Source organism: Glaciimonas sp. CA11.2 (assembly GCF_034314045.1).
Lineage (GTDB): Bacteria > Pseudomonadota > Gammaproteobacteria > Burkholderiales > Burkholderiaceae_D > Glaciimonas.
This window is the reverse complement of the sequence record NZ_JAVIWL010000001.1, coordinates 5,158,102-5,173,963: the sequence shown is the minus strand read 5'-3', so window position 1 is coordinate 5,173,963 and position 15,862 is coordinate 5,158,102. Positions and strand designations below refer to the sequence as shown.

At 47.6% G+C, this 15,862-nt stretch carries 12 protein-coding genes; all 12 read left to right on the top strand.

From position 1 onward, the window contains the following. The first annotated feature begins 60 nt into the window (after window positions 1–60). Window positions 61–1,023 (top strand): glycoside hydrolase family 5 protein, encoded by a 963-nt coding sequence (locus RGU75_RS22345; protein ID WP_322239806.1) that lies wholly within the window; start codon window positions 61–63, stop codon window positions 1,021–1,023. Window positions 1,024–1,121: 98 nt separating this feature from the next. Further along, complete coding sequence (locus tag RGU75_RS22340; protein WP_322239804.1) at window positions 1,122–2,615, top strand: lipopolysaccharide biosynthesis protein; 1,494 nt, start codon at window positions 1,122–1,124, stop codon at window positions 2,613–2,615. Between the two features lie 69 nt (window positions 2,616–2,684). Beyond that, on the top strand, window positions 2,685–3,461 hold the full coding sequence (locus RGU75_RS22335) for a WecB/TagA/CpsF family glycosyltransferase (protein ID WP_322239801.1): 777 nt from the start codon (window positions 2,685–2,687) through the stop codon (window positions 3,459–3,461). Window positions 3,462–3,550: 89 nt separating this feature from the next. Further along, on the top strand, window positions 3,551–4,783 hold the full coding sequence (locus tag RGU75_RS22330; RefSeq protein WP_322239799.1) for an NDP-sugar synthase: 1,233 nt from the start codon (window positions 3,551–3,553) through the stop codon (window positions 4,781–4,783). Further along, window positions 4,780–6,198, top strand: a complete 1,419-nt coding sequence (locus RGU75_RS22325; RefSeq protein WP_322239797.1) for a mannose-1-phosphate guanylyltransferase/mannose-6-phosphate isomerase — start codon at window positions 4,780–4,782, stop codon at window positions 6,196–6,198. Before RGU75_RS22330 ends, RGU75_RS22325 begins: the two co-directional genes overlap by 4 nt. A gap of 82 nt (window positions 6,199–6,280) precedes the next feature. After that, window positions 6,281–7,675 (top strand): phosphomannomutase/phosphoglucomutase, encoded by a 1,395-nt coding sequence (locus RGU75_RS22320; RefSeq protein ID WP_322239795.1) that lies wholly within the window; start codon window positions 6,281–6,283, stop codon window positions 7,673–7,675. Window positions 7,676–7,838: 163 nt separating this feature from the next. After that, the gene (locus RGU75_RS22315; RefSeq protein WP_322239793.1) at window positions 7,839–9,005 is read left to right on the top strand and encodes a glycosyltransferase; all 1,167 of its coding nucleotides are present in this window, start codon (window positions 7,839–7,841) and stop codon (window positions 9,003–9,005) included. After that, window positions 9,002–10,084: an acyltransferase family protein gene (locus RGU75_RS22310; RefSeq protein ID WP_322239791.1), complete on the top strand. Its 1,083-nt coding sequence runs from the start codon at window positions 9,002–9,004 to the stop codon at window positions 10,082–10,084. The genes RGU75_RS22315 and RGU75_RS22310 overlap by 4 nt, the downstream gene beginning before the upstream one ends. 380 nt (window positions 10,085–10,464) lie before the next feature. Next, window positions 10,465–12,396, top strand: coding sequence for a collagen-like triple helix repeat-containing protein (locus tag RGU75_RS22305; RefSeq protein ID WP_322239789.1), 1,932 nt, complete (start codon window positions 10,465–10,467; stop codon window positions 12,394–12,396). Window positions 12,397–12,552: 156 nt separating this feature from the next. After that, window positions 12,553–12,978, top strand: a complete 426-nt coding sequence (locus RGU75_RS22300; RefSeq protein WP_322239787.1) for a response regulator — start codon at window positions 12,553–12,555, stop codon at window positions 12,976–12,978. A 22-nt stretch (window positions 12,979–13,000) separates the two neighbouring features. After that, the gene (locus RGU75_RS22295) at window positions 13,001–14,293 is read left to right on the top strand and encodes an EAL domain-containing response regulator (protein ID WP_322239785.1); all 1,293 of its coding nucleotides are present in this window, start codon (window positions 13,001–13,003) and stop codon (window positions 14,291–14,293) included. Between the two features lie 219 nt (window positions 14,294–14,512). Beyond that, window positions 14,513–15,673, top strand: a complete 1,161-nt coding sequence (locus RGU75_RS22290) for a glycosyltransferase (RefSeq protein ID WP_322239784.1) — start codon at window positions 14,513–14,515, stop codon at window positions 15,671–15,673. Window positions 15,674–15,862 lie beyond the last annotated feature (189 nt).

Here is a 15,862-nt window from a genome sequence, read left to right as displayed (position 1 = left end):
GCATTTTCCCGCATAGCGCGAGGCGCTTTTTCCATTGGCATGTTTATAGGATGCTTTCTTATGACGCATTTGGCAGTTGCTAATTGTCTGGATAACAAACGGCTGGTTGGCGTCAATTTGAGTGGTGCAGAGTTTGCTGCTCAGAAGCTGCCGGGTACGGTTTTTAAAGATTATGTTTATCCTGATATCGCCGATATGCGTTATTTTCAGTCGCTGGGAATGAATACCTTTCGGCTGCCGTTTCTATGGGAGCGAGTGCAACCTAAATTGTTTGGTGCACTTGATTCCGCTGAGTTAAACAGGATTGTATCCACGGTGGCCGATGCCCGTTCCATCGGCGCTTGTATGATTCTGGATGTGCATAATTATGGTGAATATCGCAGCAAGCCTATTGGCTCTGTTGATGTCCCGCGTGAAGCATTTGTCGACCTATGGACGCGTCTTCAGCCCTCTTTCAAAGACCCTGCCAATGTTGCGTTTGGTTTGATGAACGAACCCAGTAAATTGCCGACCGCTGAGTGGGCAGCAACCGCGCAGGAAACCGTTCTAGCCTTGCGAAAAAAAGGTGCAAAGAATCTGATTTTAGTTCCTGGAGGAGGCTGGAGTGGCGCGCATTCCTGGTTTTCTAAGGATGCAGGCACCTCAAACGCCGACGCGTTTAGGTCATTTCACGATCCTGCCAATAACTACATGCTCGAAACGCATCAATACGCAGATGCTGATTCTTCTGGCACCAACAACTCCTGTGTTGATACCGCTCGCATGAAGACGGTCATGGCCAACATCACGCAATGGGCAATTTCGACCAAGCAACGTCTGTTTCTGGGTGAATTTGGTGTGGCACCAAACGAAGCGTGCCTGAAAGCCTTATCAGCATTGGTTGACGGCACCAAAAACACTTCTGCATGGGGTGGTTGGACATACTGGTCTACCGGTAGATGGTTAGGTAGCTATCCGTTCAGCATCCAACCCGATGAGAACGGAGAAAAGCCGCAAGTGGAGATATTGAAGCGGGCCATGTAGCGACTGGTAGAGGTTAGAGAGTTTTTACTATTTAGTAGAAGCTTATAAAGCAGAAGCCGAAACGGGGAAAAAATGAAAGTAGAACTGGATATAAAGTTATGGAAATGGGCGCAATAAAGCAAAAAAAAGCGGGTGGCGTCGCGTCAGGATCGATCTGGTCGATTGTGGATAACCTCGCCCAGCAGATATTGTCATTCGTCATCTTTGCGGTGCTGGCGCGCTTTTTGGCACCGGATGCATTTGGTTTGTTGACGGTCGCCCATCTTTTTATTCTATTTACCCGTCTTGTCGTATTCGATGCGATAGCGATGCCGATCGTGCGCACCAAAGAACCAAATGACCGTCTGTATTCGTGGGTCTTTACTTGCTGCACATTGGCAGGATTAATCCTTGCAGGACTAATGTTTTTCTCGGCCGGAGTGGTGTCCTCGTTATTTCGTGCTCCAGATTTAAAAACTGTTTTGCAGGGGATGAGTGCTTCTGTACTTTTCTACGGTCTGGTGCGCGCTTATGAGGCAAGGTTGGTGCGCAATATGATGTTCCGTCAACTGGCTATTCGTTCCATCCTATCGGTATCGATTGGCGGTGTGGTCGGCATCACGCTGGCAACCAAGGGCTGGGGCGGCATGTCGCTGGTGGTGCAACAAGTGACCGCATCCGGTCTTGGCCTGGCGCTGGTGGTGGCCCAAAGTCGCTGGTTGCCAAGGTTGGTATTCGACCGTGCATTGATGCGTAGATATTGGGATGATGTTCGTCAGGTAGGAATGTCGGGTGTGCTCAGCTTTGCCAACACCAACGGCGACTCTTTATTAGTCAGTATATTTCTTGGGCCGTATGCAACTGGTCTTTATAACTTGGCTAAGCGGGTGACGTCAGCCGTGTATCTGGTGATTGCCAGTTCGATGCACAAAGTGGCGCTGCCGGTGTTTTCGAATGCAGGGACGGATCTGGCAGCATTGAGAAAGGGCTATTTAAAAATACTCGGTATTACGTTCTTTTGCGTTGCGCCGCTGTTGTGTTTTCAAGCCGTGTTAGCGAAACCTCTGATAACGGCTGTGTTTGGGGCGAAGTGGTTACCTGCAGCGCCAACTATTGGCGCCCTTGCAATTTTGTATCTCCTGTCATCCATCACCCAGTTAAATGACTACCTGTTTTTTGCAATGGGGAAAAATCGTATACCGGTAATGGTTGGCATCGCCCAATTAATGTTGGCAACCGCATTGTCTGCAGCCTTCTATCACTTTGGACTGATTGGTATGAGTCTGTCATTTTGCGGTGCTTTTTTGCTGGTATTCCCTATTTCACAAACCTTGCTCAATCGCGCACTGGGTCTGGACGTTCGCATGATGTGGTTTGCGCTGGCACCGCCTTTGGTGGGCAGCATCATATTGTTTTTGGGATTGGGTGCTTATCTTCTAATGATGCCTCCACACTTTACCGACGTGACGCTGGTTGCGGGAGGCGTAATGATTGTCTGCTTGCTGTATCCATTTATCGTAGCTATTACTGGTTGGAAAATTCGCGCAGTGAATAGTTCATGGCACGAGATGTTGCTTGCTGCTTTGCGATTCCGTCGTTTTTTTGTGCGCTAAATGGCGTCTTAAGAACATACGGAAATGGATTGTACTTTTATGGTGTTGAGGTTTTTTCAGGAGTGGGTCATGAGTGAAGAAAAATTTATTCCGATCGCGGGTTACCCGGTCATTAAAACCACTTCACCAGTGTTGGCCAGGTATTTGCGCCAAATAGTGCAGGGCAAAAAGAAAGTGTCACTATTTTTTGCAAATACCAATTTCATCGTTCAATGTCGCTATCTTTTGGGAACGATGAAGAGCGATTCGGTAGCGATTGTTAATGATGGTATTGGAATGGATATCGCTGCGTTTCTATTTCGTCGTGATAAATTCAAAGAAAATTTAAACGGTACAGATTTCATACCGTATTTCTTTTCTTGCGCGAAAAGACCGCTACGGGTGTTCATGTTGGGAGGAAAGCCTGAAGTCCTCGCCAAAGCAGCGGAACATGTCCGCATGAACCTTGGACAAACGGTCGTTGGTACTTGCGACGGTTATACCGGGATTGAACATGATCATGCCGCGTTGATTAAGGCGATCAATTTGGTTGAGGCAGAAGTGGTATTAGTGGCTCTCGGCAATCCGATTCAGGAGGAATGGATACTGTTGAGTCGCCAGACATTGCATGCAAATGTCGTGATCGGCGTTGGTGCATTATTCGATTTTTGGAGTGGGGATAAAGCGCGAGCGCCTAGTTTGATCCAACGCACACGTCTCGAATGGTTATATCGATTGTGTCTTGAACCACGTCGACTATTACGCCGCTACACCATTGACATCATGCGATTTCTGCTTTTGTGTCGCAAGCATCGGGGCGATAGTTCCAACAGACATACAAACCATGCAACAAACCTGAAAGCCTGAAGTGGAATGTACTGAATTTGCTGGGCGAGGGATAGATAGCAACCTGATCATATTGACGATATTCCAAATTAAATTTTAAGAGGTGAAACATGAAAGCAATGATTTTAGCGGCAGGCAAGGGCACGCGCGTTCGTCCTCTGACCTATGATCTTCCCAAACCGATGATACCGATTTTGGGCAAGCCCGTAATGGCTTATCTGGTCGAGTATCTTGCTAGTTACGGCGTGCGTGACATCATGGTGAATGTTAGCTATTTACATCACAAAATCGAAGAGTATTTTGGGGACGGTAGTCAATTCGGGGTTCAGATTGGCTATTCGTTTGAAGGCTATATCAATGATAGTGGCGAGGTCATTCCCGAACCGTTAGGTTCAGCGGGGGGTATCAAGAAAATTCAGGAGTTTGCGAATTTTTTTGATGATACGACTATTGTGATCTGCGGCGATGCGTTAATTGATCTGGATCTGACGTCCGCACTGTTTGAGCATAAGAAAAAAGGTGCAATGGTAAGCGTTGTCACCAAGGAGGTGCCTTGGGATAAAGTGGATAGCTATGGCGTGGTGGTGACGGATCTTGATGGACGCATAAAATCATTTCAGGAGAAGCCGAAAGAGGCAGACGCACTCTCTAATTTCGCTAGTACCGGCATCTATATCTTTGAGCCGGAGGCCATTGATCTGATACCTGTTGGCACAATGTTCGACATCGGCTCCGATCTGTTCCCGCTGATGGCCGAAAAAGGCCTGCCATTTTACGCGCAGCAAAGGTACTTCAATTGGATTGATATTGGTACTGTGACCGATTACTGGAGTGTGTTGCAAAGCGTGTTGTTGGGTGAAGTAGCGCAGCTGGAAGTGCCAGGGACGCAAATCGCCGATGGGGTATGGGTCGGCCTTAATACCAGCATAGATTGGAACGGTACCACCATTCAAGGGCCAGTTTATATTGGTGCCGGTTGTCTGATTGAGGCCGGTTGCACCATCATTGGACCAACCTGGATCGGACACGGCAGCCATGTATGTTCTGGCTCTGAAGTGGTGCGTAGTGTGTTGTTTGAATACACGCGAATACTGCCCGACGCTTATCTGGAAGAAATGGTTGTGGTCAAGGAATATAGCGTGAACCGTGCTGGTGAGATGCTTCATTTACCGGAATCGGGCAAGCATGAATGGGGTGATGCTCGCGATAAGCCGCCAGAATCTCCAGCTGAATCTGAATCTAAAATTGATTCTAAGTTAGATTCCAAGTCGGACTATCAGTTGGATTCTGGGTCAAAAGCAAGAGTAGGGACCACGGCTGCCATGACGCAGGATGGTCTATGAGAATTTATCCCGTTATCCTTGCCGGAGGTTCTGGAACGCGCTTATGGCCGCTCTCGCGTGAGGCGCTGCCAAAGCAACTGCTGCCGCTCTGCTCGAATTTTTCGATGTTGCAAGAGACATTATTACGGTTGTCGGAGTGGTCCGAGTTGATGCCGCCGTTAATTACTTGCGGTAATGAGCATCGTTTTCTAGTGGCTGAACAATTGCGGGCCATTGGCGTAGCGCCATTAGGTATTTTGCTGGAACCTGAAGGCAAAAATACCGCGCCATCGGTCGCCGTAGCGGCACATTTTTTATTGAAAGAAGATACGGAAGCGCTGATGCTGGTGCTGCCAGCAGACCATGTGATTGCTGATGTCGAGGCTTTTCATGTGGCGTTGCAGCGTGCGGCGCAAGCGGCGCGCAGTGGCGCGCTTGCGACTTTTGGTATCGTCCCATCCGGCCCCGAGACGGGGTATGGATATATCCGGCGCGGTGAAGCTCTGGAAGGAACGGATGGTTGTTACACAGTCGACAAATTTGTGGAAAAGCCTGACCGTGCCACGGCCGAAATTTTTGTTGCGGATAAAGCTTATAGCTGGAATAGCGGCATGTTTCTATTCTTGGCATCGCGTTATCTTGAAGAGCTCCACGCCTTCCGTCCCGCTATAGCAGAAAGTTGCGATAAGGCGTTCAGCGGCGCTTATCGTGATCTCGATTTTTGCCGTTTGGATGAGACCTCCTTTGCCGTTTGTCCAGGAGAGTCGATTGATTACGCCGTCATGGAGCACACTACGCATGCCGTCGTTGTGCCATCCGAAATCGGTTGGAACGACGTTGGATCATGGTCTGCTTTATGGGAAATACTGGATGCTGATATAGATGGGAATGTCCTGCGAGGCGACGTTTATACCGATGGCGTAAAAAACTCCATGATCAGAGCGGAAAGTCGTTTTGTGGCGGTCGTCGGGGTCGAGGATTTGATCGTCGTAGAAACCAAAGATGCGGTGTTGGTAGTGCACAAAGATCAGGTCCAAAATGTCAAAAAAATCGTCAATGATCTTAAGGAGAATCAACGGACCGAACATTTGAATCATACAAGTGTGTTCCGACCTTGGGGAAGTTATGAGGGAATCGATATAGGTGATCGCTTCCAGGTTAAGCGTATCACCGTTAATCCAGGAGGAAAATTGTCGCTCCAAATGCATCATCATCGCGCCGAACATTGGGTGGTGGTGAGTGGTACAGCACGCATTACCTGCGGAGAAGATGAAAAATTTCTCACCGAAAATGAGTCCACTTACATACCGATAGGCGTTAAGCACAGGTTAGAAAATCCAGGAAAAATGCCATTGCATTTGATCGAAATACAGTCAGGCGGTTACTTGGGAGAGGACGATATTGTTCGTTTCGAGGATATATATAAACGTAGTTAAGGCAAAGAGATGTTGTCTCTAATGCGCTTCCGTTGGGGCTTATGTGCCTCTAACCAATTAAGTTAAATTGACTAAAAAAATTATGCTCCCACTCCAAAATTCGATATTCAAAGCCTACGACATCCGCGGTGTTATTGGCAAAACGCTTGACGCTGGCATCGCGCGTCATATCGGTCAGGCTTTTGGCCTAGCGGCCATCGCTAAGGGGCAAAAGACAGTTGTGATCGGTCGTGATGGCCGTTTATCTGGCGCCGAAATGACCGCAGCCCTGGCGTCAGGGTTACAGGATGTTGGCGTCGACGTGATTGATCTCGGTGTCGTCGTCACGCCCATGGTGTATTTTGCGACCCATGTGCTGGACACACAATCCGGCGTCATGGTGACTGGCAGCCATAATCCTCCCGATTACAACGGCTTCAAAATGGTTTTGGCGGGCGAGGCGATTTATGGCGAAACCATTCAGGCACTGTATCAGTCGATTGCGACGGATGCGGTTAGCCGCACGGTCGAGCAGACGCAGAATGTGGGGCATTACAGCACGCACGATATCAAGGACACCTATCTGCAACGCATCCTCAGCGACGTGACGTTGGCAAAGCCGATGAAGATCGTTGTCGATTGCGGCAATGGCGTGGCGGGTGCGTTTGCTGGTGAACTGTATCGCGCCCTCGGCTGCGAAGTACAAGAATTGTTTTGTGAGGTGGACGGAACATTTCCGAACCATCATCCCGATCCGGCGCATCCGGAGAATTTACAGGATGTCATTCGGGCGCTGCAAACCTCTGACGCAGAAATTGGCCTGGCGTTCGACGGCGATGGCGATCGTCTGGGCGTCGTCACCAAAGATGGTCAAATCATTTATCCGGATCGGCAATTGATGCTGTTTGCCGCTGATGTCCTGACCCGTCATCCGGGCCAGGAAATTTTGTACGACGTTAAATGTACGCGCCATCTGGCGCCATGGATTACGCAGCACGGTGGCAAGCCGCTGATGTGGAAAACCGGCCATTCACTGGTCAAAGCGAAGATGCGCGAGACCGGTGCGCCGCTGGGCGGTGAGATGAGTGGGCATGTGTTTTTCAAAGACCGCTGGTATGGTTTTGACGACGGCTTGTATGCCGGTGTCCGCTTGCTGGAATTGTTGAGTCGGGAGAGTGATCCTTCAGCGGTGCTGAACGCACTACCGCAATCGACTAGCACGCCGGAATTACAATTGACCTTGGCCGAGGGCGAGAACTTTACGCTGATTGCCGCTTTACAGCAGCAAGCGGAGTTTCCCGGTGCGGATGACATTATCAAGATTGATGGCTTACGCGTGGAATATCCGGATGGCTTTGGATTGGTGCGGGCATCGAATACCACGCCGGTGGCAGTCATGCGTTTTGAGGCCGAATCGGAAGATGCACTAGCGCGCATACAAGCAGAATTTAAGCGGGTGATTCTGATGGAAAAACCGGATGCTGTTATGAACTTTTAAATAATACCCTTATTACAAAGTTTAATGCCGAACTTAATCCGCAATCAGACGCCTAACTGATGAAGTATTTCTGTGAATAGATGGCAGATCAACATGGCACCAAGATGTTGAGCAATGCCTTTAAGTATCACCACCAAGCAACGACGAAAAATTGTATTTTTCTATGCCCGGTCAGATTAGAACGCCAAGCAAGAATTTACTTCTAGAAAGATACACAATGCGATCTCTAATGATTACTGCCCACGACTATCGGTCCCGAAGAAGGGTGAACGTACATTTTATTGCAGCTGAATTAAAAAAATATGGTCCTACCAGTTTTTTTTCTTGCCAATACAGTCTACTATCGCAGTTAAAATCCGACCCCAGAAAATCGCTAAATAGTCTCGCAAATAAAGTAGGTTTGCGCGATGGCATCCACTGTTTTCTATGGAAGACATTTATCCATCCATTCAATACGCGTAAAAATATTTTCTCTCCTATAGAAAAATTTTTATTTAAACGATACGTCAACAATCCCAATCCTGTCTTGGTCGAATGGATAGAGCAAGCGGATGTTGTAATCTTTGAAAGTGGAATCGCTCCAATTTTTTTCGATCTTGTAAAGCGCCTGAATCCGCAGGCAAAAACCATTTATCTTGCTTCTGATGACCTTGCTACGATTAATGTTGCATCGTATGTTAAGGAAATTTTTACGGAAGTCGCGCCAAAAATGGACGCGATTTGCCTCACTTCTCGATTCATGGCTGATGAGATGCCGAGTCTGGATAATTGTTATGTAGTACCACACGGCTTTGATTTTTCGGTCGAAGAACATGCTGATCCATCTCCTTATGGACCCGGTCTGACTGCGGTATCGGTGGGATCAATGTTGTTCGATCCAGATTTTTTTGTAGTGGCATCAAGACTTTTTCCTGAAGTGACTTTTCATATTATTGGTTGCGGTATGGCGCCGCATCCTGACTTTGGAAAAAACGTTGTTGTGCATGATGAGATGCCACATCTCCTTACGCTGCCATATATCAAACATGCAACCGTAGGAATAGCACCTTATCGATCAGAAAACGTTCCACGCTATCTTTCCGATACCTCAATGAAGCTGATGCAGTATGATTTTTTTGGTCTACCTGCCGTGTGCCCTGATGGCATCGTAGGGGATTTCGTCTCGCGCTTTGGATATCAGCCCGGCGATGCAGATTCTATTTTCCGCGCGCTACGCAGCGCGCTGGGTACACCACGTTTGCCCCCTCATAAAGAGCATTTAAGCTGGTCTGCAGTAGTGGAAAGGCTATTGGCGCCAGATAAGTTTTCCGACACGAGACTGGTTTCGTGAGTGATCTAGCGGGAAATATTGTGACTGCTAGCGCAACACGTAATGTGCCAGCACAGAATCATTATGGTTTTATCGACAATGCTAAAGCTATTGGTATTGCCCTTATTGTTCTCGGACATAGTAGAGGTCTTCCGGATTATTTGTCGCATTTAATCTTTAGTTTTCATGTCCCGTTATTCTTTTTTATTTCCGGATTTCTGATTAAGCCGACTAAATTAGAGGCGACTATTGTCAGTAATTCAAAAAAAAGTTTACAAAATATAGGCATACCTTATGTGCTCTTTTTTTTGGTTGCTTTTATTTACTGGCTGGTGACACGTAATGTCGGCATCAAGGCACTGCTTTATGCAGGGAATACTTGGTACGGGCCGGTGGTAGGATTTTTTAGCGGACTTGAGTCTGATCTTTACGTCGATCCTCCGCTTTGGTTTTTTCCGTGCTTTTTGCTGACGGTCATCGCCTATCACGCCTCGCGCAAATTATTGACAACGATGACTTCCACTTGTCTGTTTGTGGTTCTGGCGTTTGCCATCTCAATGCTGTGGAAGTTTGTACCTTATAGATTTCCTTTGGGATTGGATAGCATGTGGATAGGGCTTGCGTTTTATGCCATCGGACAATGCGTCCGAGATAAGGATTATTTCACTCATATTAAGCGAGTGTATTTTATTTTTACTTTTATTGCCGCATTTGGATTACTTGCTTTTGTAGTGTCTAAAACTGGCTCGGTCGACCTGGCTAACATGCATTTTGGTGTGTGGCCTTCACTCTATTTTCCAATCGCATTGCTAGGGATTATCGCCACCTTTTCTGTTTCCAGGCTATTACCGTCGTCGATAGTCAGTAAATGGCTTTCAGAAAATACGTTAACGATTTTTCCATTGCACTTCATTTTTTTTAGTTTTATTCGTGGTATGGCGATTTCTTTGCATTTGATTCCGAAAAATTATAACTATGGTATTGGATGGAGTGTGGTGAGTAGCGCTCTAGCGATCCTGCTTTGTATTCCAGCAGTATATATATTGCGCCGTTTGCCGTTACCGACAGATAGTTTTGGCCGTAGCCGGGTGGGTAAATAGGGTGCGCTTTTAACCATATAAAGGTCTCTGGCATTAATTTTTCAGTGTAATTCCTTTAGAAAAGCGTGGTTTATAAAGTAGAACAAATCCACTTTTTTGTATTTGAAAAGGCAACGAATTTTCACGCCAGGGAATACTGATGTTCCTTGATGTAACGTAACGTGTTACGTCCAAAAATAGATATTTTCCCGATTAAAATTGCGCCCTTAAAAATTTGCTAAAGAATCGTTAGTGATTGATTTTAAAAGCATTTATTTAAAATTTGTACAAATTTCTACTTATTAAAACAAGCTAAATTTTCTGATATTTTCCTCTGGTATGTTATTTGCATTAAGGACCCCAAAGCAGGCGTTTCTGCATTACCAACCCGGGGAAATATCATGAAAACATCACAGAAAAGAAGCCTAATTGCAGTATCACTATTGTTTGCTGGTTTGTTATCGGGATGTGCTGGCAACGGTACGATAGGCAAAATCGGTGGAGCGAGTAGTGGTGGCACAGCGGGTGGCACGGCAGGTGGTACTGGCGATGCTTCAACTGGCGGCACGGGAGCTGGGGGTGGTACAGGTGCAGCTGGTACAAATGGTAGCAATGGCACGGATGGTGCAACCGGCGGCACAGGCGCAACTGGCGGCACAGGCGCAACTGGCGGCACAGGCGCAACTGGCGGCACAGGCGCAACTGGCGGCACAGGCGCAACTGGTGGTACAGGCGCAACTGGTGGTACAGGCGCAACTGGCGGCACAGGCGCAACTGGTGGTACAGGCGCAACTGGCGGCACTGGTGGCACTGGTGGTGGAACTAACAATTTAGTTAAGTCGAATCTTCTTTCTAATACAGGCTCAGTCGTATCAAGTATCGGCACTGCAGTAGATAGCCTAGGTACGACGTTGACTAGTCAGTTGCCATTAACTTCTGGCATAAGTAGTGGCTTGAATGGTGTTGTCAGCAATGGTAGCGGCGTCCTGACAACGCTAGGTGCTGGCGTGACAAACGGCCTTGGTCAGATCGGTACTGCAACAGATCCAGTGGGTATCACCGTCGGTAGTGTTGGTGGTGTGGTCGGTAAGGTTGGCGACACAGTCCAAAGCGCCGGACAACTGGTGATTGGATTAGGTAGCGATCAGCTTTCAGTTCTGGCCCCGGTCACCACACCGGTTGGTGGACTGGTGGTCGCTGTTGGTGGTGTTGTAAAACAAATCGCTGTGCCATTAACGACTACATTGACGACAGGCCCGGTCCAGCAGGTTACGCTGGCATTAAGCACAGCGATTGTGCCTCTTACCAGCACTGTTAATACAGTAACGCAAGCAGTTGGCAATACTACTGGTCTTAACCAGCCAGTTAACGGCTTGCTCATCGCGGTTGGCAGCGCCGTCGTTGCTGGTGGCACGCAACTGAGCGGCATTAATACGCCACTATCCGCAGGTTTGGGCGGTGTCGTGACGACTGTGGGTAGCACTGTGATTGCTCTCGCTAACAACAGTTTGACCAATAGCTTGCAACCGTTATTGGGTAACCAGGTCAATGGTTTGTTCGCCGGTCTTGGCGGCTTAGCGGGCGGTGGTACCAATCCATTGTCGCCAGCGACAATTCTTCTTAGCTCTCTGACAGGCGGCTTAGGCGGCGCTACAGGGACCAATCCTTTAGGGTCGTTGACTAGTTTGATTACAGGTGTAACTGGCACTGTAGGCGGCTTGCCAGGGGCTCCTGGCGCGGGATCGCTGTCGTCGCTAACAGTGTTGGTAGGGAGCTTGACTGGTACGTTAAGCGGCGTTGCTACTCCTGGCGCCGGTTCTCTGGCACCAGTCACCGGACTGATCAGTGGCTTGACTGGTACGTTAAGCGGCGTTGCTACTCCTGGCGCTGGTTCTCTGGCACCAGTTACCGGACTGATCAGTGGCTTGACTGGTACGTTAAGCGGCGTTGCTACTCCTGGCGCCGGTTCTCTGGCACCAGTCACCGGTCTGATCAGTGGCTTGACTGGTACGTTAAGCGGCGTTGCTACTCCGGGTGCTGGTTCTCTGGCACCAGTCACTGGGTTAGTTGGCACGTTGACTAGCACATTGACTAGCGTCACTGGCTCAGCAGGAGCTGGTTCGTTGTCTCCTGTGACAACAGTGGTGAGTAGTCTGACCAGTGTGTTGAGTGGCGTCGCTACTCCTGGTGCCGGTTCGCTGGCGCCGGTTACTGGACTAGTCAGCGGTTTGACTAGCACATTGAGTGGTGTGACTGGTACTTCTGGCGCGGGCGCGTTGACACCTGTGTCAGGTCTACTGACCGGATTGCTAGCTGGCCTGCCTGCAAAATAAACAATGTGGTCATCGCAAAAAAGCCTTGGCTTATCACGAGGTTTTTTTGCGACTAAGAGTCAAACGGAACGTCAATAAATTATACAAAAAAGTCTCCGGAACTATAGCGCGTTGCTAAGGGCTCGCCCTAAACGACAAAAATACCTATCGCTAAAAATGATGAAAATACAGCCTGGAATTCTCGTTGTCGAAGATAACAAAATCCTTCAAAAACTGATTGTTCATCAGTTAAAGAGGATTGGTTTCGACGCCGTAAAAGTTCTATCGAACGGTGCGGAAGCAATATCTTGGCTATCTAGTAATAGCTGCAAGATTATCTTTACAGATTGCCAGATGCCGGTCATGGATGGATACGAAATGACTGAAAAAATTAGGCAGCACGAGAAAATTACCGGAGCGCATTTGACTATTATTGCGGTTACTGCAAATAGTACGGAGGGAGGCAGGGAGCGTTGTCTTAAGGCTGGAATGGATTGTTATATTGCGAAACCTGCTTCTACGGCCTCTCTCAAAGAGGTTCTGCAATGCTGGTTGGAACCTGATATTGAGTTGACTTCCGATATCAGCCCAGTGTTGATCTGAACGGCTAACCTAGATTGGTCTTATGAAAATTCCCTATTCTATTTTTTCTAACCAAAAGATACTGGTTCTTGAAAAAGATCAAAGTCAGCGTGCCACTCTAGTGATGTATTTGAAAGTTCTAGGAGTCGGTTTTGTGGCCGAAGCAGCTGATGCGCAACAGGCATTAGCGCTGCTTGATGGTTATGCCGAGGAGTTTGATTTCACGATCTGCGATTTACGGATGGGCGGCATGGATGGAATAGAATTTCTCCGTGAAGCGCCCCGTGCAAAAATAGGTCGAGTCATTCTTTCATCAGCGTTGGAAGATGATCTACTGTGTTCTGCAGAAGAAATAATATTAAGTTACGGCATACGACTTTCTGGTCGGATCATTAAGCCAGTTAAATTCTCTAATCTCAAAAATCTCATATCGCCGGCCTTGCATCCACAAAAAGCTGAATATGTTTTCCGCAAGAGAGTGCCGTTTCAGTGCTGGTCTAAAGAAGATCTGAGTACCGCTTTAAAACGAGGGCAATTCGTGCCCTATTTTCAACCAAAATTAGACTTTGCTACGCGCACGCCGGTCGGTGTTGAGGTTCTTGCACGATGGATGCATCCAGATCAAGGTGTGATTCCTCCGTCGCAATTTATTCCTTTGATGGAATCTGCGGGTCTGATTGATCAATTGACTGAAGATCTGCTGTGCAACGTGCTTGAGTCCACTAAAAAGTGGTATTCGATTAGGCCGGAAATCAGTATTTCTATCAATGCATCACCGTTAACCTTGGAAAATACTGCGATACCGAACAGATGGTTGGCCATTGTGAAGGAACATCAGGTAAATCCTGAGCGTATTACTATCGAGGTCACCGAGACAGCGCTTCCCAAGGACTACAAAGGATTGCTGGAAAGCGTTACCAGATTGCAAATGCACGGTTTCGGATTGTCGCTCGATGATTTCGGGACAGGTTACTCCTCATTGCAGCAATTAAGCCAGATGCCGTTTAACGAAATTAAAATCGATCAATCGTTTATCGCGTCTGCGCGAAAAAATAAGCGCTCGATTCTAATCCTCAATTCAATCGTTAATATGGCGAAAAATCTTGATCTTCGAACAGTTGCAGAAGGCATCGAATCTGAGAGTGACGCGACTTTTTTTCAAGAACTTGGCTTTGATGTAGGGCAGGGTTATCACTTCGCAAAACCAATGTCTGGGGATGACTTGGTCCGCTGGCTATCGAGCGAACAATCGGTTGCACAAAAAATACCTCAATTGTTCTCGTTACCGAAAATGGCACAATTCACTCAAACCCATAAAGCGATGAGATGGGTGTGATACGCATATTTGGCCCCGACTTTTAATCACGGCTCGCGTTAGTAAGGTTGATGAGATTGCTGACGCTGGCTAGTTCGGAGAAGTAAGTAAAAAGTGCAGTGGTGAGATGAATGCGGCGCTAAAAATCGGAACTGAAGCGCTGATATTAGTTACCCCGAACCGGTCTTTTTTAAGATTAAACCTGAGATCAATTAAGTTAACTCCAAAATGGCTGGCGCAATGAACATATTGAATATGGCTTCTTTCGGTGTTGCTGCTGCGATTCTCAGCTTTGCGACCAGTTTGTTGATTGTACTTTCACAAAATTGGCACGGTAAGCATTCTTTAGATCACGATCTTTCTGCGATACAAAAAGTCCATACAATAGCAGTCCCGCGCATTGGCGGGATCGCTGTGATGACTGGCCTCATTTTTTCAGCCATTTTTTTTGCAATCATTAGTCCGTCTCTTGTTAAGCCAATCAACATACAAGACGTGTTTTCACTCCTGCTTGCCAGTTGCCCTATTTTTCTGGTTGGTACGTTGGAAGATCTGACAAAAAGAGTATCGGTCAAGGCGCGCCTGGTAGCCAGTATGGTTTCTGCATTTCTAGCAAGCTGGTTATCTGGTGCCATCATTGATGGTCTGGACATATGGGGCTTCGACGCTTTATTAACAATCGTTCCATTTGCTATTCTTGTGACCGCTTTCGTGGTCGCTGGCGGGACCAACGCTATCAATATAATTGACGGTTTTAATGGCATCGCGGCAACCGTAGTTATTATTATGTTGGCCGCACTTGGGTATCTCGCATGGCGGTGTGGAGACGTGTTGGTGACCCAGTTGGCGTTGTTGATTGCGGGAGCTGCCTTCGGTTTTTTGGTCGTTAATTACCCGACAGGACGATTATTTCTCGGAGATGGCGGGGCTTATCTTTTGGGTTTTTTGGTTTCCGAGGTCATGATATTGCTACTTATACGCAATCCTTCGATCAACGCATGGCAGGTATTGGCAATCTGTGCGTACCCTATTATTGAAGTGCTATATAGTATCTATCGTAGGAAGATCGTCCGAAAAATGAGTCCCGGACATGCAGATCGCCTGCATCTTCATGCCCTGATTTATCGTCGTGTCGTGTGTCAAATGCTGCGTCATAACCCTGCCAGGCCATGGCTACGTAATGCGGCGGTGGTGTGCTTTGTCGGCACTTGGGTGGCGGTCATGTCATTCATTGCAGTTGTCGCTGGTGATACGATAGTGAGTGCTTTAGTTATCGTCGCGCTGCAAGTTGGCTCGTACCTTGCGATCTATGCGCGCCTGGTGCGAGGGCATTGGCGCTGGTATACGGTTAGGGTAGTTTCTGGCAGCTTGTTGATCGTCCCGGATATCAAAATACCCTAGCAGATCGTTTGTTCACGGTGTTTGGGTGTTTTTGTTATGGATTGGTTTTCAAGCAAAAACGATGGTAAAACTCGTTAGTTGTAAAGGAATATCTACCCATGCTGGGACGTTTGCAAGAGCGGGTAGGGTGTTTGGCATAAAGTCGTTACACTAGTGATGCATTATTTGATAGGCTTCAAACCATCGCAG